This is a genomic window from Geobacillus sp. 47C-IIb (assembly GCF_014679705.1).
Lineage (GTDB): Bacteria > Bacillota > Bacilli > Bacillales > Anoxybacillaceae > Geobacillus > Geobacillus thermodenitrificans.
Genome location: NZ_CP061473.1, coordinates 1019863 through 1045642 on the forward strand (window position 1 = coordinate 1019863; position 25780 = coordinate 1045642).

At 50.5% G+C, this 25780-nt stretch carries 27 protein-coding genes, 1 pseudogene and 1 other annotated feature; of the genes and pseudogenes, 1 reads left to right on the top strand and 27 read right to left on the bottom strand.

The window, feature by feature from the left end; translation table 11 throughout:
* Positions 1-6 precede the first annotated feature (6 nt).
* The 15 genes from IC804_RS05175 to IC804_RS05245 form a co-directional block, all read right to left on the bottom strand.
* The gene (locus IC804_RS05175; RefSeq protein WP_008881117.1) at positions 7-1554 is read right to left on the bottom strand and encodes a 2-isopropylmalate synthase; all 1548 of its coding nucleotides are present in this window, start codon (positions 1552-1554) and stop codon (positions 7-9) included.
* Positions 1541-2566 carry a ketol-acid reductoisomerase gene (gene ilvC, locus IC804_RS05180; protein ID WP_011887925.1) on the bottom strand — a complete coding sequence of 342 codons (1026 nt, stop codon included), beginning with the start codon at positions 2564-2566 and terminating at the stop codon, positions 1541-1543. The genes IC804_RS05175 and ilvC overlap by 14 nt, the downstream gene beginning before the upstream one ends.
* Before the next feature lie 33 nt (positions 2567-2599).
* Positions 2600-3118, bottom strand: coding sequence for an acetolactate synthase small subunit (gene ilvN, locus IC804_RS05185; protein ID WP_008881119.1), 519 nt, complete (start codon positions 3116-3118; stop codon positions 2600-2602).
* Positions 3097-4830 (bottom strand): acetolactate synthase large subunit, encoded by a 1734-nt coding sequence (gene ilvB / locus IC804_RS05190; protein ID WP_029760640.1) that lies wholly within the window; start codon positions 4828-4830, stop codon positions 3097-3099. The genes ilvN and ilvB overlap by 22 nt, the downstream gene beginning before the upstream one ends.
* A 71-nt stretch (positions 4831-4901) precedes the next feature.
* Positions 4902-5168 (bottom strand) — a binding site (T-box leader).
* A gap of 22 nt (positions 5169-5190) precedes the next feature.
* Complete coding sequence (gene ilvE, locus IC804_RS05195) at positions 5191-6090, bottom strand: branched-chain-amino-acid transaminase (protein WP_081156926.1); 900 nt, start codon at positions 6088-6090, stop codon at positions 5191-5193.
* Between the two features lie 282 nt (positions 6091-6372).
* The gene (locus IC804_RS05200; RefSeq protein WP_081156924.1) at positions 6373-6882 is read right to left on the bottom strand and encodes a metallophosphoesterase family protein; all 510 of its coding nucleotides are present in this window, start codon (positions 6880-6882) and stop codon (positions 6373-6375) included.
* Positions 6879-7493, bottom strand: a complete 615-nt coding sequence (locus IC804_RS05205) for an XTP/dITP diphosphatase (protein ID WP_060476089.1) — start codon at positions 7491-7493, stop codon at positions 6879-6881. The genes IC804_RS05200 and IC804_RS05205 overlap by 4 nt, the downstream gene beginning before the upstream one ends.
* Positions 7490-8257, bottom strand: a complete 768-nt coding sequence (gene rph / locus IC804_RS05210; RefSeq protein ID WP_029760637.1) for a ribonuclease PH — start codon at positions 8255-8257, stop codon at positions 7490-7492. Before rph ends, IC804_RS05205 begins: the two co-directional genes overlap by 4 nt.
* Positions 8258-8485: 228 nt before the next feature.
* Positions 8486-9562, bottom strand: a complete 1077-nt coding sequence (locus tag IC804_RS05215; RefSeq protein WP_011887928.1) for a GerMN domain-containing protein — start codon at positions 9560-9562, stop codon at positions 8486-8488.
* Between the two features lie 105 nt (positions 9563-9667).
* Entirely contained in the window at positions 9668-10462 is a 795-nt protein-coding gene (racE, locus tag IC804_RS05220; protein WP_081156922.1) for a glutamate racemase, read from the bottom strand.
* 9 nt (positions 10463-10471) lie between these two features.
* Positions 10472-10915, bottom strand: coding sequence for a MarR family winged helix-turn-helix transcriptional regulator (locus tag IC804_RS05225; RefSeq protein ID WP_008881128.1), 444 nt, complete (start codon positions 10913-10915; stop codon positions 10472-10474).
* 213 nt (positions 10916-11128) lie between these two features.
* Positions 11129-11353, bottom strand: a complete 225-nt coding sequence (locus IC804_RS05230; protein ID WP_008881129.1) for a helix-turn-helix domain-containing protein — start codon at positions 11351-11353, stop codon at positions 11129-11131.
* A gap of 259 nt (positions 11354-11612) precedes the next feature.
* A complete protein-coding gene (sdhB, locus tag IC804_RS05235) occupies positions 11613-12374 on the bottom strand; it encodes a succinate dehydrogenase iron-sulfur subunit (RefSeq protein WP_008881130.1) in 762 nt (253 codons plus the stop codon).
* Position 12375: 1 nt separating this feature from the next.
* Positions 12376-14133 (bottom strand): succinate dehydrogenase flavoprotein subunit, encoded by a 1758-nt coding sequence (sdhA, locus tag IC804_RS05240; protein ID WP_008881131.1) that lies wholly within the window; start codon positions 14131-14133, stop codon positions 12376-12378.
* Between the two features lie 166 nt (positions 14134-14299).
* Positions 14300-14908 carry a succinate dehydrogenase cytochrome b558 subunit gene (locus IC804_RS05245; protein ID WP_008881132.1) on the bottom strand — a complete coding sequence of 203 codons (609 nt, stop codon included), beginning with the start codon at positions 14906-14908 and terminating at the stop codon, positions 14300-14302.
* Positions 14909-15153: 245 nt separating this feature from the next.
* On the opposite strand from IC804_RS05245, the gene IC804_RS05250 reads away from it, so the two are divergent.
* Positions 15154-15606 (top strand): YslB family protein, encoded by a 453-nt coding sequence (locus IC804_RS05250; RefSeq protein ID WP_029760636.1) that lies wholly within the window; start codon positions 15154-15156, stop codon positions 15604-15606.
* Between the two features lie 99 nt (positions 15607-15705).
* Here the strand turns inward: IC804_RS05250 and uvrC are convergent, their stop codons facing one another.
* From uvrC to IC804_RS05305, 12 genes and pseudogenes are all read right to left on the bottom strand, one after another.
* Positions 15706-17478 carry an excinuclease ABC subunit UvrC gene (gene uvrC / locus IC804_RS05255; RefSeq protein WP_008881134.1) on the bottom strand — a complete coding sequence of 591 codons (1773 nt, stop codon included), beginning with the start codon at positions 17476-17478 and terminating at the stop codon, positions 15706-15708.
* Positions 17479-17670: 192 nt separating this feature from the next.
* On the bottom strand, positions 17671-17811 hold the full coding sequence (locus IC804_RS05260; RefSeq protein ID WP_157663127.1) for a hypothetical protein: 141 nt from the start codon (positions 17809-17811) through the stop codon (positions 17671-17673).
* 76 nt (positions 17812-17887) lie between these two features.
* Positions 17888-18040: a hypothetical protein gene (locus IC804_RS18470; RefSeq protein WP_223812893.1), complete on the bottom strand. Its 153-nt coding sequence runs from the start codon at positions 18038-18040 to the stop codon at positions 17888-17890.
* Between the two features lie 11 nt (positions 18041-18051).
* The gene (locus IC804_RS18475; protein ID WP_223812894.1) at positions 18052-18234 is read right to left on the bottom strand and encodes a hypothetical protein; all 183 of its coding nucleotides are present in this window, start codon (positions 18232-18234) and stop codon (positions 18052-18054) included.
* A gap of 205 nt (positions 18235-18439) precedes the next feature.
* Entirely contained in the window at positions 18440-19564 is a 1125-nt protein-coding gene (gene ssuD, locus IC804_RS05270; protein WP_029760634.1) for an FMNH2-dependent alkanesulfonate monooxygenase, read from the bottom strand.
* 42 nt (positions 19565-19606) lie between these two features.
* Complete coding sequence (gene ssuE / locus IC804_RS05275; RefSeq protein WP_008881136.1) at positions 19607-20122, bottom strand: NADPH-dependent FMN reductase; 516 nt, start codon at positions 20120-20122, stop codon at positions 19607-19609.
* 22 nt (positions 20123-20144) lie between these two features.
* Positions 20145-20939 carry an aliphatic sulfonate ABC transporter substrate-binding protein gene (locus tag IC804_RS05280; RefSeq protein WP_223812895.1) on the bottom strand — a complete coding sequence of 265 codons (795 nt, stop codon included), beginning with the start codon at positions 20937-20939 and terminating at the stop codon, positions 20145-20147.
* Between the two features lie 189 nt (positions 20940-21128).
* Positions 21129-21911, bottom strand: a complete 783-nt coding sequence (locus IC804_RS05285; RefSeq protein WP_008881138.1) for an ATP-binding cassette domain-containing protein — start codon at positions 21909-21911, stop codon at positions 21129-21131.
* A gap of 34 nt (positions 21912-21945) precedes the next feature.
* The gene (gene ssuC, locus IC804_RS05290; protein ID WP_081156918.1) at positions 21946-22731 is read right to left on the bottom strand and encodes an aliphatic sulfonate ABC transporter permease SsuC; all 786 of its coding nucleotides are present in this window, start codon (positions 22729-22731) and stop codon (positions 21946-21948) included.
* Between the two features lie 286 nt (positions 22732-23017).
* Positions 23018-24014, bottom strand: a pseudogene (locus IC804_RS05295) (sulfonate ABC transporter substrate-binding protein).
* A 247-nt stretch (positions 24015-24261) separates the two neighbouring features.
* A complete protein-coding gene (gene trxA, locus IC804_RS05300; protein WP_008881141.1) occupies positions 24262-24576 on the bottom strand; it encodes a thioredoxin in 315 nt (104 codons plus the stop codon).
* A 157-nt stretch (positions 24577-24733) separates the two neighbouring features.
* The gene (locus IC804_RS05305) at positions 24734-25711 is read right to left on the bottom strand and encodes an electron transfer flavoprotein subunit alpha/FixB family protein (RefSeq protein ID WP_011887935.1); all 978 of its coding nucleotides are present in this window, start codon (positions 25709-25711) and stop codon (positions 24734-24736) included.
* Positions 25712-25780: the final 69 nt, after the last annotated feature.

The window sequence follows — 25780 nt, forward strand, 5'->3', positions numbered from 1 at the left end:
CCCGTTTTATGGTGTTGTCACTTTTTCGTTTTCAGCACGCATCGCTTCGATCATAAACATGCGGTTCATCGCGTTAATGTACGCTTTAGCTGAAGCTTCCAACACATCTTGCGCCGTTCCGCGGCCGCTCGTTTCCACATCGTTGACGCGCACTTTGACAAACACTTGTGCTAGCGCATCACGGCCGCCTCCGACCGATTCAATCCGGTAATCTAACAGCGTCACCGCCGTTTGGAAACAGCGCTCCAATGTGTTGTACAACGCCTCGACGCTGCCAGCTCCAGTCGCTGCTTCTTGAATGGTGTTTCCTTTCCCATCTTTCAGTACAACAACTGCTGTCGGGATTTGATTTGTCCCGTATTGCACTTGAATCGATGACAATTGGTAGAAGTCTTTGAAATGGTCGAACTTCTCTTCGAAAATTAAAGCGATCAAATCGTCGTCCGTAACATCTTTCTTTTTGTCTGCCAACTCTTTAAAGCGGACGAACAGCTGGTTGATCTCTTCCTCTGATAGCGTATAGCCGAGCTCTTCGACCCGGTTGCGGAGCGCATGGCGCCCGGAATGTTTGCCAAGTACCATCGAATTCGACGACACACCGACGAGCTCTGGCGAGATGATTTCATACGTCGTTTTTTCTTTTAAAACGCCGTCTTGATGGATGCCTGATTCGTGAGCAAAAGCATTTTTGCCGACAACTGCTTTGTTCGGCGGAACGACCATGCCGGTCAGCTTGCTGACTAGATTGCTCGTGCGCTTAATTTCTTGCAAATTGAGACGCGTTTCCACTTGGTAATAGTCTTTGCGAATGTGAAGGGCGACGGCAATCTCCTCAAGCGCCGCGTTGCCGGCCCGCTCACCGATGCCGTTGATCGTGCATTCAACTTGCGTCGCCCCATGTTCGATGGCCGACAGTGAGTTGATGACCGCCATGCCTAAGTCGTCATGACAATGGGCGGACAAAGAAATGTTTTCAATATTCGGAACATTATTTCGTAAATAGAGGAAGATCTCCCCATACTCTTTTGGTGTAATATAGCCGACCGTATCCGGGATATTGATCACTGAAGCGCCGGCCTTGATCACTTCGGTCACGATTTTGGCTAAAAACGGAAGCTCGCTCCGACATGCATCTTCTGCCGACCATTGAACGATCGGGAAGAAGCGTTTGGCATATTTCACCGCTTCCACCGCCGCTTCAATCACTTGCTCCGGAGTCATCCGCAACTTGTGCACCATATGGATCGGCGAAGTGGCGATGAACAGATGCAACCGCGGTTCAGCGCCGCCTTTTAATGCCTCCCACGCTGCGTCAATATCACTTCGGACCGAGCGCGACAGCCCGGTGACCGAACATGTTCTCACCGTCTCAGCGATTTGTTTGACTGCTTCAAAATCGCCTTTGGACGAGGCGGGGAAGCCCGCCTCGATAATGTCGACTTGCAGACGCTCGAGCTGGCGGGCGATCTCCAATTTTTCTTGCAAGTTCAAGTTGACACCAGCCGATTGTTCCCCGTCGCGCAAGGTCGTATCAAAAAACTTAATTTTTCGCACCTGGCACCACCACCTCTTTTTGTTTTGCCTTCACAAACGGCATCATGCTCCGCAATTCGCGTCCGACGACCTCGATCAAATGCTCATTTTCGCGCTGGTTGATGGCGTTGAATTCTGGACGATTCGCCTGATTTTCTAAAATCCAGCCTTTTGCAAATTTGCCGGTTTGAATGTCATGCAAGATGTTTTTCATTTCTGCTTTTACTGCTTCGTTAATGACACGCGGTCCGGATGTAAAGTCACCCCATTGTGCCGTATCAGAAATCGAGTAGCGCATCCACGACAGTCCGCCCTCATAAAGGAGATCGACGATGAGCTTCATCTCATGCAAACATTCGAAATACGCGACTTCCGGCTGATATCCAGCTTCAACAAGCGTTTCAAATCCGGCTTTAATGAGTGCCGTCAATCCGCCGCAAAGTACCGCCTGTTCGCCGAATAAGTCAGTTTCTGTTTCTTCTTTGAACGTTGTCTCAAGCACTCCAGCCCGAGCGGCACCGATCGCTTTGGCATAGGCGAGCGCCGTTTCCTTGGCATGGCCGGTCACATCTTGGTAGACGGCGATGAGTGCTGGTACGCCCGCCCCTTCGACGTATGTGCGACGCACGAGGTGGCCTGGGCCTTTTGGTGCGACTAAAAAGACGTCAACGTGCTCCGGCGGGACGATTTGGCTGAAATGAATATTAAAGCCATGGGCGAAGACAAGCGCGTTGCCCGGTTTCAGTTCTGGTTCAATTTCTTCCTTGTAAACAGCAGGCTGCTTTTCATCTGGCAGCAGCACCATCACGATATCAGCTTTTTTCGACGCTTCACGCACCGAATATACATCAAAGCCGTCTTGTTCCGCTTGTTCCCATGATCTGCCTTTCCGCAATCCGATAATGACGTGAACACCGCTGTCACGCAAATTTTGCGCATGGGCATGGCCTTGCGAACCATAGCCGATGATAGCAACTGTTTTTCCTTGCAAGTATTGTTCGTTTGCATCTCCGTTATAGTAAACTTTTGCCATGATTACCCTCTCCTTTTATTAGTGTAATAATTGTTAAATGATGAATGCTGTTTTCTGATTGGATCCCGCTTTTTGCGCCCCGCGGGTAAACGCAGTCGTTCCGGTGCGTGCGACTTCTTTGATGCCGTACGGACGGAGCAGTTCGATTAACGCCTCGACTTTTTCCGGCTCGCCGGTCACTTGAATGACGAGGCTGTCTTTGCTCACATCCACGATCGAGGCACGGAACGGTTCGATGAGCGTATAAATTTCTTGGCGGGTCGCCGGGGCGGCCGCTACTTTTACGAGTGCCAGCTCTCGTGCGACGATGGCTTGGTCAGTAATGTCACTTACTTTTAGCACATCGATTTGCTTGTTTAGCTGCTTAATAATTTGCTCAGCGATCCGTTCATCATCAACATTGACGACGAACGTCATCCGCGATACCCCATCGATTTCCGTATGGCCGACGGTGATGCTTTCAATGTTGTAATGCCGCTTCGTAAACAGCCCGGTGATGCGATTTAATACGCCTGGACGGTTGTTGACGGTCATTGTGATAATTCTTCGCATGCTTTCACCCCCACCATTTCATGAAGCCCTTTTCCGGGCGCGACCATCGGATAGACGTTTTCGTCGGCGCAGACATGGAAGTCAAGCAGCACCGGACCGTCGATGGCAAATGCTTGTTTTAATACTTCGGCGGCTTCCGCTTCCGTCTTCGCCCGTAGCCCCGGCATGCCGTAAGCTTCGGCTAATTTCACGAAATCCGGCTGGTTCGGAATGAGTGAATGGGAGTACCGTTTGTCATAAAACAGTTCCTGCCATTGCCGCACCATGCCGAGCGCCTGGTTGTTGACGATGACGACTTTGATCGGCAGCTGCAGCTCTTGAATGACCGACAGCTCTTGGCATGTCATTTGGAAGCCACCGTCGCCGACGATCGAAACGACCGTGGCACTCCGGTCAGCAAGCTGGGCACCGATGGCCGCTGGAAGCCCGAAGCCCATTGTGCCGAGTCCCCCGGATGTGACCCAGCGGTTCGGCCGATTAAACTTGTAATATTGCGCCGCCCACATTTGATGTTGGCCGACATCGGTCGTGACGATCGCTTCGCCGCCCGTTACCTCATAAATCATCTCAATGAGCTTTTGCGGTTTGATCGCCCCGGCTTCCGGCTCGTAATGAAGCGGGAAGCGCCGCTTCCATTCATTAAGCTGCGCGAGCCATGCCGCGTTGTCAGCCGGTTTGCCTTGCTGTTCAATCAGCTCTTGCAAGGCCGCCTTCGCATCGCTGACGATCGGGATTTTCGTTGGTACGTTTTTGCCGATTTCCGCTGGATCGATGTCAATATGAGCGACCGTCGCCTTTGGTGCAAAATATTTTAAATTGCCGGTGACCCGGTCATCGAAGCGGGCGCCGATGTTAATAAGCAAGTCGCACTCATACAGCGCCATATTCGCCGCATACGTGCCGTGCATGCCGGCCATGCCAAGGAAAAGCGGATGATCAGCTGGGAAACCACCGAGGCCAAGGAGCGTATGGGCGACCGGAATGTTTTGTTGTTCTGCATATTGCTGCAATTCATCGGCTGCGTTGGCGTGCAAGACGCCGGCACCGGCTAAAATGACCGGCCGCTTCGACTGGCTGACCGCCTCGACGAGCCGGCGGATTTGCCAATGGTTTGGCTGCGTCGTCGGTTGATAACCTGGCAGATGGACATCTTGGTTGTAGTCAAATTCCCCTTCGGCGATCGTCACATCTTTTGGAATGTCAATCAACACCGGCCCTGGCCGCCCGGTCGTCGCAATATGAAACGCTTCTTTGATGATTTTCGGAAGTTCGCTGATGTCACGCACTTGGTAGTTATGTTTTGTGATCGGCATCGTAATCCCGACAACGTCTGCTTCCTGAAACGCATCCGAACCGATGACGTTCGTCGCCACTTGCCCGGTAAAGACAACGAGCGGCAGCGAATCCATCATCGCATCCGTCAGCCCTGTGACGATGTTTGTCGCTCCCGGGCCAGAAGTGGCGATGACAACCCCAGGTTTTCCGGAAATGCGCGCGTACCCTTCCGCCGCATGGATGGCGCCTTGCTCATGGCGCGTCAACACGTGAAACACACCGGCTTTGTACAGCTCGTCGTAAAGCGGCAACACCGCACCGCCCGGATAGCCGAAAATGACTTCGACATTTTCCGCCTTGAGCGCTTCAATCAACATCAGCGACCCGCTCATTCTCGCCTTCGTCTTCGCTTGTTCCTCCACCTTCATCTTTGCCATCGTCGATCCTCCCCGTTGTTTGTCATCCATAATAAAAACCTTTTCCCCCTCCATGGCCGGCCTTACCCAGCCAAAGGGGCGAAAAGGTTTCCTTTCCGCGGTACCACCCTTCTTCACGGCCATTACGGCCGCCTCAGGAGCAGCTAGCCAAAGCCAGCCGCTCATTTTCGTAACGAGTGAAGCGCGCGTCTCCACCCGTCCAACCCTACTAGCCGTTTGGCGTTCAGGCTGGCGCTCAGAGGTGAGTTCATCAAGCGGCAACATCACCGGTTCCCAGCTCCCCCGGCTCTCTGTGGATGTTGGCCCCGCTGATTACTTGTCCTCATCAACGCTTTTTCCCTATGCAGTTGTCATTGTCTCTCAACCGACATTGGCTTTGGTCGGATATACTTTGACTCCTTCCGCGATCACGCGGCGCCGGAATTCTTCAAGAAGCCGCTTCGTATGCGAACCAGGTGTTCCATCGCCGATCGTCCGGCCGTCCACTTTAATGACGGAAATGACTTCAGCCGCCGTCCCGGTTAAAAACACCTCATCAGCGACATATACATCATGGCGGGTAAATGGCTCTTCTTTGACCGTATAGCCAAGCTCCTCAGCAATTTCGATAATCGCTTGGCGCGTAATGCCTTCAAGCGCTCCGACATATCCCGGCGGGGTGTAAACGACGCCGTTTTTGACGATGAAGATGTTGTCCCCGGAACCTTCCGCTACATACCCTTGATCGTTTAAAATAAGAGCTTCACTAACATTGGCCAAATGCGCCTCGATCTTCACAAGAACATTGTTCAAATAGTTGAGCGACTTGACTTTTGGGCTCAACACGTCAGAGCGGTTGCGACGTGTTGCCACTGTCACGACTTCGATACCCGTTTCATATAAATGTTTCGGGAAGAGCGCCAGCGGCTCAACGATAATCACGACTTGCGGTGATTTGCATTTATACGGGTCAAGCCCCAAATCGCCAACCCCGCGCGAAACGACAAGGCGGATGTACGCATCTTGATATCCATTGCGACGGACGGTTTCGAGCACGTGGTTGATCATTTCATCTTTCGTGTATGGAATGTTCAGCATAATGGACTTAGCTGAGTTATACAGACGATCTATATGTTCTTCTAGGCGGAATACGTTGCCGCTATAGACGCGAATACCTTCAAACACGCCGTCCCCATACAAAAATCCATGATCATAAACTGATATTTTTGCGTTTTCTTTTGTTACAAATTCTCCGTTTAAAAAAATCCATTGTTCTCCCATTTCGGTTCCCCTCTTCCTTGATCAGTCAATGGTTGCTTTGAACGGCTTGATGATGAATTTAAGTCGTTCCTCTTATTTGAAAATTATAATAATCCTAAACCTTCTTGGCGTCAATAATGTTTTTTGAAAATTTTGATTGGTCAAAATAATTGTATACGCTTACAATGTGATAGAATCAAGGGTTTGCTGATTTTAAAAAAATTTTTTCTTCTCGCAACAAATCGGGGGAGTTGGAGAGGAGGAAGGGGCACGAATGCATAAAAAAAGCGGACATTTGTCCGCCTAGAAGGAAAACGTTTGTGCCAAGCCGGGGATTGGATGACCCGTGACATCATAAAATTGAACAAAGGCCTGGTCTTTGTCAATCGTCAGCACCGCATATGTTTTTTCTTTTCTTCCCCGCGGCAAGGCGATGCTGCCGGGATTGATGAACAACACCCCATTGATTTGCTCAGCACCAGCAAGGTGGGAGTGGCCGAAGCAAACGACGTTGGCTTCTGTTTCTTTCGCCCGGTAGTATAAACGTAAAAGCGACGTTTTCACGCCGTATAAATGGCCGTGGGTGACAAAGAAGCGGACGCCATCCGCCTCCTCGATCCGCTCATCGGGAAACGCGGCTTTCCAATCACAATTGCCGCGCACGACTACAAACGGAGCAAGCTCATCCGCTTCCGCCGGCAGCTCGGAATCACCGCAATGAATGAACAAATCCGCTTCATGGCGATGACGCGACACAATTTGAGCGAGTTCGGCAGTCAGCCCGTGGCTGTCACTGACAATGACGACGTTCATTCCGTCCGCCCCTTTTCGCCCATGATCTCGTCCCATTGCTCATTTAACTTCTCCAGCGCCTTCGCTCGATGGCTGATGGCATTTTTCTCTTCTGGCGTGAGCTCAGCCATCGTTTTCCCACGCTCCGGAAGATAAAAGACAGGGTCGTATCCAAAACCACCCTCCCCGCGCGGCGCTTCGGCGATATAGCCGTCACACGTTCCCTCGACGATGGCAGTCGACTGCCCGGGAATGGCGACAGCCAACGCACAATGAAAGCGGGCGGTCCGTTTCTCCATCGGCACTCCGTCAAGCTCATGAAGCAGTTTGGCGATGTTGCGTGCATCATTTTTGTCTTCACCGGCGTAGCGGGCTGAATGAACACCCGGTCGGCCCCCGAGCGCATCGACGGCAAGTCCGGAATCATCAGCGATGACTGGCCGCTGCAAACGTTGGCATACCGCTTCAGCTTTTAATTTAGCATTTTCGACAAAGGTGCTTCCTGTTTCTTCGACATCGGGGACATCCGGAAAATCGAGCAGCGATTTCACTTCGATGCCTCGCTTGGCAAACATGGCGGCAAACTCGCGCACCTTGCCTGCGTTTTTCGTGGCAATGACAATTTCCTTCACTCTGATTTCCCCTCCTGTTCTACTTTCTCTCCGATGAGGGCTGCCTGCTCCCCCAATACACGGCGCTGAATGGTGATGAGCTGTTCAATACCTAGTTGGGCCGTCTCGAGTAATTCCTCCAGCTCAGCGCGCGAAAAAGACGCTTCTTCCCCGGTGCCTTGAATTTCGACAAACCGGCCGGCTCCGGTCATGACGACGTTCATGTCGACTTTCGCCCGTGCGTCCTCGCTGTAATTTAAATCGAGAATAACCCCGTGTTCAGGATCGATGCCGACTGACGTGGCAGCGAGAAAATCGCGAACCGGGAGCGACTCAAGCTTCCCTTCTGCAACCAGTTTGGAGAGCGCCAACACGAGCGCCACATACGCACCAGTGATCGACGCCGTTCGTGTTCCACCGTCCGCCTGAATGACGTCACAGTCAATCCAGACGGTCCGCTCGCCGAGCTGTTCCAACTCAACGACCGAACGGAGCGCCCGGCCGATCAGACGCTGAATTTCCATCGTGCGTCCCGACACTTTCCCTTTGCTTGCTTCCCTCGCATTCCGTTGTTCTGTCGCTCTTGGCAACATCCCATATTCGGCCGTAATCCATCCTTTCCCGCCACCGCGCATAAACGGCGGTACTTTGTCTTCAACCGTCGCCGTGCAAATCACTCTCGTGTCGCCGATTTCAATCAGCACCGAACCTTCAGCATGCTTGATATAATGCGGTTGTATATGTACAGGGCGCAGCTCGCGGTTATTTCGTCCGTCCGTTCTCATCGACAGTCCTCCTTTTTCCTCCTTGGATGGCTTCCGCTTGACAGCCAAGTGTCAGCCTGCTCCTTCAAGCGAATCCCAAGTGGTCCCAAACATCGTTCCTGCTTTTATCGCACTCCCTAGCAGAAGCTTCCACCGCTTTGATAAAAAATAAAGGGGCGGAATACGTTTCCACCCCTTTGTTATACCACAAACAGTCTCTTCGTTTCCAGCTTGCCCAACGTCAACTGGTTAAAATGCTCCAGTATTGACGTTTTGCGGCCGAGTAACCGGCTTTGTGAGTGGTTTCCCATCCTCGGTGACGAGATCGGCTTTGCCGTTGACGGTGATTGCCACGCTGTCAACTCCGTTTTGCTCGGTGAGCGATAGCACAAGCGAATTTAACACGACATCAGAAATGACATTTTTCTTGTTACTGCCATAAATGCCTTCGTTAAAGTTAAGTGTCACTTTGCCGTCTTCATATTTCGGGGCATCGACAAGTTTTGCATCCGGCTGGAAGGCGCCAACAAGCCCGCTGCCGTGGTCCGGCCCTTGAATGAGCTCATTGACCGCTGCAGCGATATTGTCCTTCTCTTTATTGGGGACGCGTCTTGTCACCGGTACGTAATACGTATGATCTCCCTGCTGTGCGACGAAATAAACCGTAACCGGGTGTGTATTCGTAATGTCCGGTACACCACTCGCCTCGATATTGATGCCGTCCGCACGGCTGACTCCATCTTGGATCGGTGTTTTATTGACCGGCATCACCTCTTGGTCATAGCCGTTAATCCGAATTTTGACACGCTTAATATTGTCAAATTGGGTCAATGTCCACGTAATGGCTTGCAAAATCCGCTTTTCATCTTCTGGTTTGTATTGCTTAAATTCCGGCGAAAAATCGGCGATTAGCGTCCCATCTTTTTCTAATTTTGTTCCAAGCACAGTCGTTCCCGCTGGAATGACGGCGCGGAAGCCTGTTGGCAAAATTTCGGACACAGGGCCGTCCTCAATCAAATATTCGAGCACTTGTTTCGCAACCGCCTGCGTTTTCGGCAACTCTACTGTTTGTGGCACGACAAAGCCATTTTTGTCAATTAAGTATAATTCCCTCTTCACCGTCTCAGTAGCCTTTGCTTTCTCTTTCTCTTCTTTCTTGTCTCCCGTTGCCTCTTGAAGCGCCTGGCCGTCTTTAACGTAGTTCGTTTCTTGCGGCGGATCGATCTCCTTCACCGCTTCATCATTGCCAAACAAACCGCAACCGCCAAGCAGCAAAAGAGAAGCAAGCACTGGTGCTGTCCATCTATGAGCCGTCCGTTTGCCCATTGACGTTCCCTCCTACTCGTAGTTTGTACTACTATGTATACGAGCTGGTTGCCAAAATAGAATAAAAAAATCCTTTAGCGTCCACACGCTAAAGGATTTTTTTGGTCACAAGCGAATCGCCTCGACTGTGCCGATCGATTTGCCAAACCATTTTCGTGAAATCTTTTCAAACAATTCTTTTGATCCGGTTGTGAAAAACAAATGTTCCGGTTCACATCCGCCAGTGTAAAGAAGGTGGCTATGATGCAAAATCGCGCTCACTTCACGGGCTGTTTCATCCCCGGAGCAAATCAGTTTCACCTTTTTGCCCATATACTCACGAATGAGCGGGGCAAGCAACGGGTAATGCGTACAGCCTAAAATGAGCACATCAATGGGTCGCGGACGCAGCGGAGCAAGCGATTCGGCGACAATCGCCAACGCCTTCTCCCCTTCAAAATCGCCGCTTTCGACAAGCGGAACGAACTTCGGACAGGCCAAACTTTCGACATGAACGTGCGGGTTGATCGATTGAAGTGCTTTTTCATACGCTTTGCTTCTGACTGTCCCGACAGTGCCGATCACGCCGATGTGCCCGTTTTTCGTCGCCTTTAGGGCAGCGCGGGCGCCAGGATGAACGACACCAAGAACAGGGATGTCAAGCTTCGCACGCACCTCGTCAAGCACGACAGCTGTCGCCGTGTTGCAAGCGATAACGAGCATTTTCAGCGGGTATTGTTGCAAATAATGAATCATTTGCCACGTAAACTGGCGGATTTCTTCGATCGGACGTGGCCCGTATGGGCAACGGGCGGTGTCGCCGAGGTAAATGATTCGCTCTTTCGGTAACTGACGAATAATTTCCTTGGCAACTGTTAAGCCGCCAACTCCTGAATCAATAACACCAATTGCTCTTTCCAAGTGATCGCCTCATTCTTTGTTCATTTCTTGATGTAACTTGCGTAAACAGCGTTCCAAAAAGACGATTTCCTCGTCCGAAAAGTTCTCCAATACTCTTGCCAAATCACGTTGGCGTTTTTCAATGACTTCCTCGATGATGCGCTCGCCTTTTTCCAACAGATGGATGCGGACGACACGGCGGTCGTGTTCATCCCGGACTCTGCTGACAAGGCCGTTCCGTTCCATACGGTCAATCAAATCGGTCGTCGTGCTGCACGCCAAATACATTTTGTTCGATAATTCGCCGACCGTCAAGTCCCCTTCTTCAAGTAACCATTGCAAAGCGACAAACTGCGGGGGGGTAATCGGATAATTGGTTAAAATTTCACGGCCGCGCTGCTTTAAGTTAGCGGCGATATAGCGAAGCAATTTTTCTAATTCGGCAACCGTTTTTTCGTTCATCGCAGACGGCATACAATCTCCCCTTGATCATTTTCGCGGCCTAGCCATGAATCACCGGCTTGTGCCAATACGATATTCTATTTTTCATTTTACAACACCCCGGGACATAATCAATACAAAAATGCGGCTTCCACTACAGACGAAGGCTGGACGGGCAACAAAGCCTCGTCCGGCCACAAAAGGAGATAACAAACAGCCATTCGAAAAGGGAACATCGGCATCGTTTTATAGTTCAAGTTCGCCCATTCGAAGCAATTCGATGACAGCCTGTGAGCGCCCCTTGACTCCAAGCTTTTGCATCGCATTCGAAATATGGTTGCGAACGGTTTTCTCGCTGATAAACAGCTCTTTAGCGATTTCTTTCGTCGTCTTATCTTGGACGAGCAATTCAAAAACTTCTTTCTCTCTCTTTGTCAACAGCGGCTTCGATTGAAACGATTTATCCTTCAACGGTTGTAACCCTCCTTGCTCTCAATGGGCCCGAACTGCCGGATGGGTATTTACTCACCATATAGTATGTGAGAGCAAGGGCGGCGGTGACGAAAATTTGCTTATCTAATAGAAAAATGGGTCTTTTTTCTTCACTTTTTCCATGCGCTAGGACAAACGATCAGCAGGCTGCATCCGCCCGACAGGCGGTATCCATCCGGCACCTAGGACAAGAAATCCCCTTCATGGCTGACCATGAAGGGGATGGATATCGTCCTCATTATACTTCGTCGCTGCCGAAGAAATCGCGGAACATTTGAATCGTCGTATCACGGTTTAAAGCGGCGATCGATGTTGTCAGCGGAATGCCTTTCGGGCATGATTGCACACAGTTTTGTGAGTTGCCGCAGTTCGCCAAGCCGCCGTCGCCCATAATAGTCCGCAGCCGTTCCGCTTTATGCATCGCTCCGGTCGGATGGGCGTTGAACAGCCGCACTTGCGACAGCGGCGCCGGGCCGATAAAGTTCGACTTGCTGTTGACATTCGGACACGCCTCAAGGCACACGCCGCACGTCATGCATTTTGACAACTCGTATGCCCACTGCCGTTTCCGCTCCGGCATGCGCGGGCCAGGACCTAAGTCATACGTCCCGTCGATCGGGATCCACGCTTTTACTCTCTTTAAGGCGTCAAACATCCGGCTACGGTCGATCGCCAAGTCACGGATGACTGGGAACGTGCGCATCGGCTCGAGGCGGATCGGCTGCTCAAGCTGGTCGATCAAGGCCGCACACGCTTGGCGCGGCTTGCCGTTAATCACCATCGAACATGCTCCGCACACTTCTTCCAAACAGTTCATTTCCCAAACGACTGGTGTTGTTTTTTCCCCTTTGGCGTTAACCGGATTGCGGCGAATTTCCATGAGCGCCGAAATGACGTTCATGTTCGGACGGTACGGGATGACAAACTCTTCTTCATATGGTGCAGAGTCCGGACGATCTTGGCGCGTAATGATGAATCGAACCGTTTTGTTCTCGCTCATCTTACTTCACTTCCTCTTTCTTTTTGCTGTAGTCGCGTTTGCGCGGCTTAATCAACGAAACATCGACGTCTTCGTAATGGAACGACGGACCGTCTGGCGTATAGCGAGCCATCGTCGTTTTCAGCCACTCTTTGTCATTGCGCTCCGGAAACTCCGGTTTGTAGTGCGCTCCGCGGCTTTCATTGCGATTGTACGCGCCAAGTGTAATGACACGGGCGAGTTGCAGCATGTTGTACAGCTGACGGATAAATGTTGCCCCTTGGTTGCTCCATTTTGCCGTGTCAGTGACGCTAATGTTTTTATACCGCTCCATCAGCTCTTGAATTTTTTCGTCCGTCTTCAGCAGCCGGTCGTTGTAGCGGACGATCGTCACGTTCGCTGTCATCCATTCGCCGAGTTCTTTATGCAGCACATAAGCGTTTTCCGTGCCGTCCATCGACAGGATGTTTTCCCATTTTTCTTGTTCTTGTTTGACATAGCTGTCAAAGAGCGTCGACGGCAACGCATCGGCCGATTTTTCAAGGCCGCGGATGTAACGAACAGCATTCGGGCCGGCGACCATTCCGCCATAAATAGCTGAGAGCAGCGAGTTCGCACCAAGGCGGTTCGCGCCGTGAATAGAATAATCGCACTCACCTGCGGCAAACAACCCTTTAATGTTCGTCATTTGATCATAATCGACCCATAAACCGCCCATCGAATAGTGAACGGCCGGGAACACTTTCATCGGCACTTTGCGCGGATCTTCGCCCATGAATTTCTCATAAATTTCAATAATACCGCCAAGCTTAACATCCAGCTCTTTCGGATCTTTATGGGAAAGATCCAAATACACCATGTTTTCGCCGTTAATGCCAAGCTTCAAGTCGACGCACACATGGAAAATTTCCCGAGCGGCGATGTCGCGTGGCACTAAGTTTCCGTAAGCCGGATACTTTTCTTCGAGGAAGTACCACGGTTTTCCGTCTTTGTACGTCCAGACGCGTCCGCCCTCTCCGCGCGCCGATTCGCTCATCAACCGAAGCTTGTCATCGCCCGGAATCGCGGTCGGATGAATTTGGATAAACTCACCGTTTGCGTAATAGACACCTTGTTGGTAAGCGATCGATGCGGCCGAACCAGTATTGATGACCGAGTTCGTCGATTTTCCAAAGATGATCCCCGGACCACCGGTCGCCAAAATGACCGCATCAGCCGGAAACGCTTTAATTTCCATGGACCGCAAGTCTTGTGCGACGATGCCGCGGCAAATTTGTTCATCATCTAAAACAACACCCAAAAATTCCCAATGCTCATATTTCGTGACAAGGCCTGCTACTTCATGGCGACGCACTTGCTCATCAAGCGCATACAAAATTTGCTGACCAGTCGTTGCTCCAGCGTAAGCAGTGCGGTGATGCTGCGTTCCCCCGAAACGACGGAAATCGAGCAATCCTTCCGGCGTGCGGTTGAACATGACACCCATCCGATCGAGCATGTAAATGATGCCCGGCGCCGCCTCACACATCGCTTTGACCGGAGGCTGGTTCGCCAAAAAGTCGCCGCCGTAGACGGTATCGTCAAAATGTTCCCACGGCGAGTCACCCTCACCTTTCGTATTGACCGCTCCGTTAATGCCTCCTTGGGCACAGACGGAGTGAGAACGCTTTACTGGAACGAGTGAAAACAACTCGACAGGCACTCCTGCTTCGGCGATTTTAATCGTGGCCATCAAGCCGGCCAATCCGCCGCCAACAACGATGATTTTTCCTTTTTTCATGGCTACTCACTCCCTAGAAAATTGCTGCTTTTGCTTCAATATCCACGGTTTGCTCCGCCGATTCGCCCCATCGACCAAGCGGTCGTTCGACGAACGGCTGCAACGCGATCCGTTATCAGCCAACGCAGCGGTTCATCATCAAAACGTCTCGAATGAAAGGATTGTCCTACGCAAATGCTAAAATGGCGCGAATACCGATAATCGAAATTGCGAAAAAGATAATCATCGTAATGTACGTAAACACTTGTTGTGAACGAGGAGACACGATTAACCCCCAGCTGACAAAGAACGACCATAAACCGTTAGCGAAGTGAAACACGGTTGATAAAATTCCGACAATATAAAACCAAAGCATGATCGGATTATCGACGATATTCGCCATCATATCATAGTTCACTTCGGCACCAAAGGCAGCTTGCACCCTTGTTTCATACACATGCCAGACGACAAAAATCAACGTAATAATCCCTGTGATCCGCTGAAGCATAAACATCCAGTTACGGAAATAGCCGTACTGACGGGTGTTGAATTTGGCTGTAAACGCAATATAAATACCGTATACAGCGTGGAACACCAATGGAAGAAGAATAACAAAAATTTCTAAGAAAATACGGAACGGCAAATTCTCCATAAATGCAGCCGCTCGGTTAAACGCTTCCGGCCCACGCGTCGCAAAATGGTTGACGATCAAGTGCTGCACTAAAAAAATGCCAACGGGAATAACCCCAAGCAGCGAATGGAGCCGGCGGTAATAAAACTCGCGATTCCCTGCCATATGTAAGCCCCCTTTTGACTAGTAATAAAATGCGTGCCCCCTCGCTAAAGAATGGAAACAGAAACGCCTTCCATTTCCATATTCGCTTTGTCACATTCATTGTACTCCCACATCGTACAAGCGTCAAGAAAACATCGTCACAAAATGTTCAAACATTCTCATATTTATCCTTTCTTTAAGAAAGGGCGTGCACGCCGCCATCAGTTCAGCTATAATGAGGAAATGGATAGAAAGAGGGGAAGATGATGAAACAGCCATCATTAGACGAACAGTATCAAGCATTTGAATCCATCGCGCTTTCCGCATTTGGCACCGAGCTGCTCCGCCATTCACTTCTTCCCGAGCTGTTCGGCAAAGATAGCGCAGGGCTTTTGTATTGGGCCGGCAAGCAGCTGGCGCGCCGCTATCCACTTGCTACCCTAGAAGACATCGCCGCTTTTTTTGAACGGGCCGGCTGGGGAACGATATCGATTGGCGAAGAGCGGAAAGATGAACTGCATATCGAGCTGTCCGGTCCGATTATCTCTGCCCGCCTTTCCTTATACGACGACTGCACATTTCAGCTGGAAGCCGGATTTCTCGCCCAGCAAATTGAGCAGCAAAAACGGTTCGTCACCGAAGCAGTCGAAATGCCATCAAAGCAGGCCGGCAAGGCGCGCATTTTAGTAAAATGGGATCGAAAGCAATCGATTGATTGATTGCCTCACGTTTTCGACAACAAACACAAAAGGCTTCTCCGACAAGGAGAATCAAGTGAACAAAGGGCGTCCCAACCCTCTGGGACGCCCTTTGCGCCATTATTCGTGCAGTTTTTCATAAATTTTCTCCGCCACCGACCGCGGGATGTTTGCCCGCTGCAGCTCTTCCACCGTCGCCTCTTTCATTTTTTTCACGGAGCCAAAATAGTTTAATAACGCCTTTTTTCGCTTTGCCCCGACACCAGGGATGTCATCAAGAATGGAATGGAGCATCGTTTTTTGCCGCGTCTGACGGTGGAACGTCACCGCAAACCGGTGCACTTCATCTTGAATGCGTTGCAGCAAATAAAACTCTTGGCTTTGCCTGTCAAGCGGCACAACGGCTGGCGGGTCACCAGCAATAAGCTCCGATGTGCGATGTTTTTCGTCTTTCGCCAGCCCGGCGAGCGGTACATCGAGGCCGAGTTCGTTTTCAAGTACATCGCGCACTGCGGACAAATGGCCTTTTCCGCCATCGATAATGATCAAATCAGGAAGCGGCAGTCTTTCTTTCAGCACGCGTGTATAGCGTCGGCGCACGACTTCGCGCATCGACTCATAGTCGTTCGGCCCCTCGACCGTTTTCACCTTATATTTCCGGTACTCTTTTTTCGCCGGCTTGCCGTCAAGGAAGACAACGAGCGCTGAGACCGGATCGGCTCCGTATATGTTCGAGTTATCAAACGCCTCAATGCGGCGCGGCGTCGGAATGCCGAGCAGCTCCCCGAGCCGTTCGATCGCTTTAATCGTCCTTTCTTCATCGCGTTCAATAAAATAAAACTTTTCTTTCAAGGCGATGGCAGCATTTTTGTTCGCCAGCTCGATCAGTTCTTTTTTCTTCCCTTTTTTCGGCTGAACGACATGGACGCCAAGCAGCTCGCGGACGAGCTCACCGTCGATGTCGGTCGGCAAGACAACTTCTTTTGGCTTTAAATGGTGTGCCTTCGTATAAAACTGACCTAAAAATGTGAGCATTTCCTCATCCGGGTCTTGGTAAAGAGGGAAAATGGACACATCGCGCTCAATCAGCTTCCCTTGGCGAAGGAAAAACACTTGTACGCACATCCAACCTTTGTCATATGCATAGCCGAACACATCGCGATCGATGAAATCGTTGAACACGATTTTTTGTTTTTCCATCGTCATCTCAATCGCCGCGATTTGGTCACGGTATTCTTTCGCCCGCTCAAACTCGAGCGCTTCGGCCGCCTGATGCATTTTTTCCGTCAGCTCCCGCTTTACCTCTTGATAGCCACCGTTTAAAAAACGAACGACTTGCTCGACCATGGCTTTGTTTTGCTCATCCGACACCGGGTAAACGCACGGAGCAAGACACTGTCCCATATGGTAATATAAGCAAACACGCGAAGGCAGCGTCGAGCATTTGCGGAGCGGATATAAACGGTCGAGCAACTTTTTCGTTTCGCGGGCCGCCTGCACGTTCGGGTACGGACCGAAATATTTGCCGCCGTCTTTTTTCACTTTGCGGGTAATAAGCAATCGCGGATGCTTTTCTGCGGTAATTTTAATAAATGGATAACTTTCATCGCCTTTCAGCATGACGTTGTATTTCGGGTCATGCTTTTTAATCAAGTTCATTTCCAAAATGAGCGCCTCGGCATTTGATGAGGTAACAATATATTCAAAATCGGCAATTTCCTCGACAAGTCGCTGCGTCTTGCCTTCGTGCGTCCCGGTAAAATACGAGCGGACGCGCGCTTTCAGCGACTTCGCCTTGCCGACGTAAATGACCGTTCCGTGTTTGTCTTTCATTAAATAGCAGCCCGGCTGCTCTGGCAGCACGGACAGCTTTTCTTTCAGCCGGTCGTTCATGGTCATCACTCCATCCTATTCCTCGACCCATTCGCCCAGCGTAATCGTCCCATACACCGGATCGTCGAGCGAACTTGAACGATACGTTTTCCCTCTCCGCACATAGCTGGATAGGTCGGCCCTCTGGACGCGAAACCTGCCCACAACATGGTTTGCTATATCAATTGTAGCATGGCGACCGTTCTCTTTGTCTTACAAATAATAGAAGAAAAAATGGAATACATATTTATACGGAAACAGCACGCCAAATCGTCGAATATAATCGTATCTTCCCATATACATACCACAAACGGCTGTGTCATGCACGTCATAAGCGGCACACCGATCGCTCATGTTCGTGCGCCTACGCCATCGCCCGCGTCCGGGCCAACCCTTCGACAAACGGCGCCCTCGAATCGTAGCCAAACGCTCATTTCGCCTTCGTAATATTCGCCCACGTCACTTTCCCTTCGCCTTTTCGTTCCAGCATCCGCACAATTTTCATGTCCGGGAAATGCTGTCGCAGCTCGATGAGCAGTGCATGACGGACTCTCGATTCTCCAGCTGCAGTGACGTTTCTCATAATCAATATGCTTAAGCCAATACAGCACGCCTGGCAGCGCGGCCAAATGAAAGACGATATCGGGGGAAACTTTTCGTCTGTTCCCCATCAAGCAAGTCCAAGCGAACTCGCGGCACCCAGCCACTGGTAAGCACTTGAAACTGCCGCTCTTTCCTTTCAACAGAATAGTATGGATGGAAACTATCAATTTCCATTATTCTTGCAAACATGCGGCCAAATGGCTGCCGATAAATTCCGTTCCTCCGGTCACCGCCGCTTTCGTTGATTTCATCTCGTTATTCATTTCTATCATCCATTAGCATCGTACCATAAGCCACTAGAGAAAGTCGCGAAGAATCCGTAAAAAACAAAAAGATGGAGGAATTCTCGACTTGAGAATCCCTCCATTCTGAAAAATGCTCACACTTTAATAAACGTCGGAAAAAACTCATTCCCTACCACTTCACCTTGGATCGCAGAACTGGTGCGACGAGACGTCAGCGGCAACAGCGGGAAGAGCAGTTCTGCTACCCGATACGCTTCCTCTAAATGTGGGTAGCCAGATAAAATGAAATACCGGATTCCCAACTGCTCGTACTCACGCAGTCGAGCAGCCACTGTTTCCGGATCGCCGACGAGAGCCGTGCCCGCACCCCCGCGCACCAATCCTACCCCAGCCCATAGATTTGGACTGATCTCCAACGAATCCCGCTTTCCGCCGTGCAGCTGCCGCATCCGTTGCTGTCCCACCGAATCGTAGCGAGCAAATACCCGTTGCGCCTCTTCAATCGTCCGGTCATCGACATATCGAATCAATCGCTCTGCCGCTTCCCATGCTTCTTTTTCCGTCTCACGAACGATGATATGGAGACGAACGCCAAATTCGATTTTTCTGCCTTCTTGACGAGCAAGCTCCCTTACCCGTTCGATTTTGTCTTTCACCTGTTCAGGAGGCTCGCCCCAGGTCAAATACACATCCGCATGGCGCGCCGCAACCCGTTGGCCGGCATCCGACGATCCGCCAAAAAAGATGGGCGGATACGGCTTTTGCACCGCTGGAAATAGCAGTTTGGCTCCCTTGACCGACACATGTTTTCCACTCAACGTCACTTCTTCTCCTGCAAGCAATCGGCGCCAAACCGTCAAAAATTCATCGGTTGCCTCATACCGCTCATCATGGGATAAAAATAACCCATCACCTGCGAGCTCAACAGGATCTCCCCCCGCCACAACGTTAATGAGCAGCCGCCCATCCGAAATGCGGTCCAATGTAGACGCCATGCGGGCAGCCAACGTCGGCGTCATCAATCCGGGACGGACAGCGACAAGAAAGCGCAAACGGTTGGTTTCAGCCGCCAATGCCGAAGCGAGCAGCCAAGGATCTTCGCACGATTTGCCGGTTGGAATGAGCACGCCCGTATATCCTAAGCGGTCGGCTGCTTGGGCGACTTGTTTGAAATAACTGTACTCAGGAGAGCGACCGCCTTTAGTCGTTCCTAAATATCGCCCATCACCATGAGAAGGAATGAACCACAGCAACTCCATCATTGGTTTCCCCCTTATTTAAATAACCGTTTTTTCGTTTATCTAAGAAACGGAATGAATGACTTCTTCCATCCGCGATAGTAAGTCATCAGAAAGAACAAGGCGTCCTTCGCTATCGTGCCCCAACGTCCAATCTAAAATAAAGACCCCATGCAGAATTTCCCGCGCACCTAAAATCGAGAAAATCGGCTTGAGTGCGTATTCGATCGCCAACAGATGCGCAATCGTTCCCCCAGTCACAATCGGTACAATGAGCTTCCCGGCAAATGCTTTTTCCGGCAGCAAATCCAAATACGCTTTTAAAATGCCCGTGTAACTTCCTTTATAGACCGGACTAAGCACAATGACCGCTTTGGACTGGTGGATCCATTGATGCGTTTGGGCAATCGGGTCACTCGATGAGCGAGCATAGAGCAAGTCCTCAGCAGGCAAATCGCGCAAGCGAATGAAATGCACCGTGTGACCGAGCTGTTGCAATTGCCCCTTCACCCATTCGGCCACCTGATTCGTTTTCGACGTGTGTGACGGGCTGCCAGAAACAATCGTTACCACTGCCATTCCGTTTTCCTCCCATCGTTTTTTATTGCTCGGCAATGACCGCATCCCGCACCTTGATTGTTTTCGGAATAAGCCCGAGTTCATAAAATCGATCAGCGATACGCTGTTGGGCATCGATCACCTCCTTTGTCAGCGGAAACACCCCGTATCCTCTCCGACTTAATGTTTTTTTCCAAATGTCTTCACCGATTTTTGTTTCTTTGGCCAGTAGACGGGCCGCTTCATCCGGGGAGGATTGAATCTCTTGATGGACTTTTCCTAACTCCTTGATAACCACATCCGCCACTTTCCGATATTGCTTGACATACTCTTTCCGTCCAACAATCAATCCGTATTGCTTCGGCAACCCATTTGCATCAATCAAAACACGCGCTCCGCCATTCACTTCCGCATCAGCCAAAAACGGATCCCAGATGGCCCAAGCATCAACATCACCACGCTCAAACGCCGTACGCGCCTCAGCCGGTTGCAAATATACCTGGGAAATATCATCCAACGTGAGCCCGGCTGTTTCCAATGCAGTCAACAGCGTATAATGGGCGCTAGATCCTTTTCCAAAGGCCACTCTTTTCCCTTTCAAGTCCGCCACTGTACGAATCGGTGATGTTTTCGGCACAATAATCGCCCGCGCCACTTCTGGTTCATATGCAATATAAACCAATTTTGAACCTGGATTTGCCTGCGCCAACACAGCGGGTGCTCCTCCGACATAGCCGATGTCGATTTGCCCAGCATTTAATGCCTCGAGCAACGGAGGGCCAGATTGGAATTCAAACCATTTCACTTGCACCCCATGCTTTTGCAGTTGTTTTTCCAAGTACCCCTTCTCTTTCAAAAAGAGAGAAAATGATGATTTTTGAAAGCCGACGTGCAATTCTTTCGGCCAAGAATCCGTCGATGCCGACTGTTTAGGAGAAGACAAGGAAGCAGAACGTTCTTGGCCGCAAGCTACCAACAACAGGAATGCACTCAACACCGAAAACAAAAGGAGCCTTCTTTTCACTGTCTATAGCGCCCTCCTTTTCTCACTCATCGAAGACGCGGCGATGACTTTCTCATCAGATTCTGTGCTTAAAATGCGGCGCAAAATTGTATCGACCAAATCAGCAAACGCCGCATCGCCGCGCTGACGCGGTCGCGGCAAGCGCACAGGCAAATCAAGCGCGCATTCCCCGTCCTCAATGAGCACGACGCGGTCCGCCAACATCACTGCTTCATCAACATCATGCGTGACCAACAAAGCCGTAAAGCGTTGTTCTCTCCATAATCGTTCGATCAGCCGCTGCATTTCAATTCTCGTCAACGCGTCAAGCGCACCGAGCGGTTCATCAAGCAATAACAACTGTGGACGGCTGATCAATGCGCGGGCGAGCGCCACCCGTTGACGCTGGCCGCCGGATAACACCGATGGCCAATCCTTCGCGCGGTCTGCCAAACCGACTTGTTCGAGCACTGTGATCGCTTGTTCTTTCCAGTCACCTTTCAACCCGAGGCCGACATTGTCGATGACGCGCCGCCATGGCAACAGACGAGCATCTTGAAACATGACGCGAGCTGCTGTATTCAACCCATGAAGCAACTGTCCATCCAGCTGAATCATGCCGGAAGTCGGCGTCTCCAATCCGGCAGCCAAGCGCAATAGTGTGCTTTTTCCGCAGCCGCTGCGACCAATAATGGCGATAAACTCCCCCGGTTTGACCGTTAAATCAATGCGGCGCAACACTTGTTGATCGCCAAACTGTTTGGCCACTTGCACAAATACGAGCTCTGCTCCTCGTCCTGTTTCCATCTCTCGCTCTCCTTTCCCACTCCGTTTGTGTCAGTTACCGATTTTGATAGTTGACATTCCAGCGAAGCCAGCGTTTTTCCAAAAAGCGGGCAATGCTGTCTGCGAGCTTGCCAAACAGCGCGTAAAGCAAAATACTGAACACAACGACATCCGTTTGCATAAATTCACGTGCATTCATGGCCAAATACCCGATGCCGCGGTCAGCAGCGATCGTCTCCGCTACGATTAACGTCAACCACATAATGCCCAGCGCATAGCGCAGACCGACCAAAATCGACGATAACGCGCCCGGCAGCCAAATACGCCAAAACAACTGCCACGGGCGAAGCCCATAGACACGACCCATTTCCAACAATCCCGCATCCACATTGCGAATGCCATGTAATGTATTGACATAAATTGGAAAAAGCACCCCGATGGCAACGAGAAACACTTTCGCTTCTTCCCCAATGCCAAACCATAAAATGACGAGCGGAATCATCGCCAAATGCGGAATATTTCGAATCATCTGGATTGAAGTATCCAACAATCGTTCGGCCGGCCGAACGACCCCGTTGAGCAAGCCAAGAACAAAGCCGAGTGACCCGCCGATAGCAAATCCAATCAATGCACGCCCAAAACTGATCGATAAATGTTGCCATAACTCTCCTTTTTCTAAGAGATCCCAAGCAGCCGCCACCACGTCAGTCGGAGCCGGCAGCACTCTTGAAGATAGCCATCCCGCCTCCACTGCCCCCTGCCATGCAACGAGCAAGACGATCGGCAGTCCCCATGGTACCACCTTTTCATGAATCCATTTCACCTTCTTGGACTCTTTCATTCTTCCATCACTCCCTTTCCTCTTCTCATCCAGCCCCCATCCTACGAAACCTTAAAAGGCTAGTGAAAAACAGCCATTTCCCCCAATAAAGTGCTCTCGTGTAAAGATGAGTCATCATTTTTAATAAGGGCTGATCAGCATTGTCTACTAAAATCACCTACTTTTAGGTGGAAAAACCGTCATAAAGTGATGTTCAAGGAAAGCGAAAGTCACGGTTTCTTTATGTTGATAAGCTGCATTCCCCGCTCATTCATTAACCCTTTTAGGCGCACGAAGATGCTTTCGTTCAACGGCTGTCATGCCAAACTGCGTCCTTTACCATCAGCTTTTTGGGCAACAGGCCGAGTGTATGAAACTCGTCGGCGATGATTTGCTGTTGGGAAATCACTTCATTCGTGATCGGTTCAATCCCATAAACGTGGCGTCTCGAGGCCGTTTCCAGCGCCTGTTCATCAATGCCGAGTTCGGGCGCTAAAAATTCAGCCACACCTTTCGGATCATTGTTTGCCCACTGCTCTACTTTTTTCAATTCTTCGAGCAAGACTTGAATCAACTCTGGCTCGCGTTTGGCGAATGAACGTGAAGCGAAGAAAAATTCACGGTTCGCTACCAATCCTTGGCCGTCAGCGAGCACTCGAGCCTTTCCTCCCTTTTCAGCGGCGGCGTAAAACGGGTCCCAAATGGCCCACGCATCAACGCTCCCCTGCTCAAATGCAGCGCGAGCATCGGCTGGTGGCAAATAGACCGGCTGAATGTCAGAAAGTGTCAATCCCGCTTTTTTGAGCACCTGCACAAGCAAATAATGGACATTCGATCCTTTGTTTAACGCCACCTTTTTCCCTTTCAAATCCGCCACTGTCTGAATGGACGAGTCCTTTTTGACTAAAATGGCCTCGGACACAGGATTGGGAGGTGACGTCGCTACATACAAGAGCGGTGTACCAGCCGCTTGAGCAAATACTGGCGGCGCTTCACCGGTATGGCCAAAATCGAGGCTTCCGGCATTCATCGCTTCCAACAGTTGAGGACCTCCCGGAAATAACGCCCATTGTACGGTGTAGCCTAATTTTTTCAGCCGTTTTTCCAAGTCACCACGCGCTTTTAACATGTTGAGTGTCCCGTATTTTTGATAGCCGATGCGGATGACTTTGCTAGATGGCGGAGAGGATGACGATGATTTGGCGTTCGCAGACTCGTTATGTATTGCATCCAGATGCCATCGCCAGCCATAAAGCGACCGCTAACATTCCACCCAATGTTTTCCAGAACACTTTGTTTTTCATGATCGCTTTTCCCTCCTTTGTTCATTTCTTGCAATGCTTTCACACACGTACGTGATCGTCATTCTTGATCTCCCTCTTAATTAGAACTAAATAGATAGAAAAAGTATGAATAACAGGCGTAAAACAAACTTAACCACTAGGAATTGTTGGTTATAAATATAAAGAATTATCTGCCATCTGTCAACCATTTTTCAGCAAAAAATAAAAATCCAGAGGAAGAGGCCTCTGGATTTTTCCTATGCCATCACTACACATGTTTGCCGACAAGCTGAGCAAGTGCTTCTTTCGGTTGGTAGCCGACGGCTTTATCAACGAGTTCGCCGTTTTTAAACACGAGCAGCGTCGGAATGCTCATCACCCCGAACTTTGCTGCTGTTTCTTGGTTTTCATCAACGTTGACTTTGACAATTTTCACTTTGTCGCCCATTTCTTGATCAAGCTCCTCAAGCACCGGGGCGATCATACGGCATGGACCGCACCATGGCGCCCAAAAGTCGACAAGAGTGACGCCGTCTTTCGTTTCCGCGGCGAACGTTTGGTCTGTCGCATTGATAATGGCCATGCGAATTCCCTCCCATATTCTAGAATGCTGTAAGCACAGTATACCATGGAAATTTAAAACGACGCGAATATTTTGCCTCGTTTCTAATATTCGCTTCGCGGTTCAATTTATCCAAGAAAAAACGGGCAGCGCATACCACGCTACCCGTTTGAATCGATTACGAATGCACTTTCAGCTTTTTAAACTCTTCCGTGAGGAGAGGAACGACTTCAAACAAATCGCCGACAATGCCGTAATCAGCGACTTTAAAGATATTGGCTTCCGGGTCTTTGTTAATGGCGACGATCACTTTTGAGTTCGACATGCCTGCCAAATGCTGAATAGCACCTGAGATACCGCAGGCGATGTAAAGATCTGGTGTTACGACTTTCCCGGTTTGCCCGATTTGCAGCGAGTAGTCACAATAGCCGGCATCGCACGCTCCACGTGACGCACCGACTGCGCCGCCCAACACTTCCGCCAGCTCTTGGAGCGGCTTGAAGCCTTCCGCGCTTTTCACACCGCGGCCGCCAGCGACAATCACTTTCGCTTCCGTCAGGTCGACCCCTTCAGCGGTTTTGCGGACGACTTCTTTGACGATCGCGCGCAAATCTTTAATTTCGACCGCCAATGATTCAACGCTGCCGGAGCGCGATTCGTCACGCTCAAGCGATGCGATGTTGTTCGGACGCACCGTCACAAACATGATGCCGTCGGTGACGATTTTCTTTTCAAACGCTTTACCGGAGTAGATCGGGCGCGTGAACACAATGTTGCCGCCTACTTCTTCGACTGCCACCACGTCGGAAACAAGACCGGCGTCAAGTTTAACGGCCAGCTTCGGCGACAGGTCTTTGCCAAGCGCTGTATGACCAAAGACAATGGCTTCTGGCTGTTCTTTATCGATCACCGCTTTTAACGCTTGCGAATAGCCGTCGGACGTATAAAATTTCAAGTTCGGATGCTCAACGACAACGACGCGATCCGCCCCGCGGAAAATCAGCTCATTTGCATGCGCTTGCACTTGATCGCCGACAAGTGCCGCTACGACTTCCCCGCCTTCAGCGATCGTTTTGGCTGCTGCGATCGCTTCAAACGAAACGTTCCGCAGCGATCCGTCGCGAACTTCTGCTAATGTTAATACTTTGCGTGCCATGTTTCAGTCCCCCTACCCTTTTGTTCATGTTTTCCGTCCGTTAGAGAGCGCTAACAACCATACCGTCTG

Coding starts and splice junctions, on each gene's coding strand:
- uvrC (WP_008881134.1), bottom strand. CDS start 17,478: ATGAACGACCGGCTGAAAGAAAAGCTGTCCGTGCTGCCAGAGCAGCCG.
- ssuE (WP_008881136.1), bottom strand. CDS start 20,122: ATGGCAGTGGTAACGATTGTTTCTGGCAGCCCGTCACACACGTCGAAA.
- IC804_RS05225 (WP_008881128.1), bottom strand. CDS start 10,915: ATGCCGTCTGCGATGAACGAAAAAACGGTTGCCGAATTAGAAAAATTG.
- IC804_RS05260 (WP_157663127.1), bottom strand. CDS start 17,811: ATGAGCGATCGGTGTGCCGCTTATGACGTGCATGACACAGCCGTTTGT.
- IC804_RS05215 (WP_011887928.1), bottom strand. CDS start 9,562: ATGGGCAAACGGACGGCTCATAGATGGACAGCACCAGTGCTTGCTTCT.
- sdhB (WP_008881130.1), bottom strand. CDS start 12,374: ATGAGCGAGAACAAAACGGTTCGATTCATCATTACGCGCCAAGATCGT.
- IC804_RS05285 (WP_008881138.1), bottom strand. CDS start 21,911: ATGGAAACAGGACGAGGAGCAGAGCTCGTATTTGTGCAAGTGGCCAAA.
- IC804_RS05250 (WP_029760636.1), top strand. CDS start 15,154: ATGAAACAGCCATCATTAGACGAACAGTATCAAGCATTTGAATCCATC.
- ssuC (WP_081156918.1), bottom strand. CDS start 22,731: ATGAAAGAGTCCAAGAAGGTGAAATGGATTCATGAAAAGGTGGTACCA.
- trxA (WP_008881141.1), bottom strand. CDS start 24,576: ATGGCCATTATCAATGCGACAGACCAAACGTTCGCCGCGGAAACGAAA.
- ssuD (WP_029760634.1), bottom strand. CDS start 19,564: ATGGAGTTGCTGTGGTTCATTCCTTCTCATGGTGATGGGCGATATTTA.
- IC804_RS18475 (WP_223812894.1), bottom strand. CDS start 18,234: ATGGAAATTGATAGTTTCCATCCATACTATTCTGTTGAAAGGAAAGAG.
- ilvN (WP_008881119.1), bottom strand. CDS start 3,118: ATGCGAAGAATTATCACAATGACCGTCAACAACCGTCCAGGCGTATTA.
- rph (WP_029760637.1), bottom strand. CDS start 8,257: ATGAGAACGGACGGACGAAATAACCGCGAGCTGCGCCCTGTACATATA.
- ilvC (WP_011887925.1), bottom strand. CDS start 2,566: ATGGCAAAAGTTTACTATAACGGAGATGCAAACGAACAATACTTGCAA.
- IC804_RS05245 (WP_008881132.1), bottom strand. CDS start 14,908: ATGGCAGGGAATCGCGAGTTTTATTACCGCCGGCTCCATTCGCTGCTT.
- IC804_RS05305 (WP_011887935.1), bottom strand. CDS start 25,711: ATGGCACGCAAAGTATTAACATTAGCAGAAGTTCGCGACGGATCGCTG.
- ilvE (WP_081156926.1), bottom strand. CDS start 6,090: ATGGGAGAACAATGGATTTTTTTAAACGGAGAATTTGTAACAAAAGAA.
- IC804_RS05200 (WP_081156924.1), bottom strand. CDS start 6,882: ATGAACGTCGTCATTGTCAGTGACAGCCACGGGCTGACTGCCGAACTC.
- sdhA (WP_008881131.1), bottom strand. CDS start 14,133: ATGAAAAAAGGAAAAATCATCGTTGTTGGCGGCGGATTGGCCGGCTTG.
- ilvB (WP_029760640.1), bottom strand. CDS start 4,830: ATGGCAAAGATGAAGGTGGAGGAACAAGCGAAGACGAAGGCGAGAATG.
- IC804_RS18470 (WP_223812893.1), bottom strand. CDS start 18,040: ATGAGAAACGTCACTGCAGCTGGAGAATCGAGAGTCCGTCATGCACTG.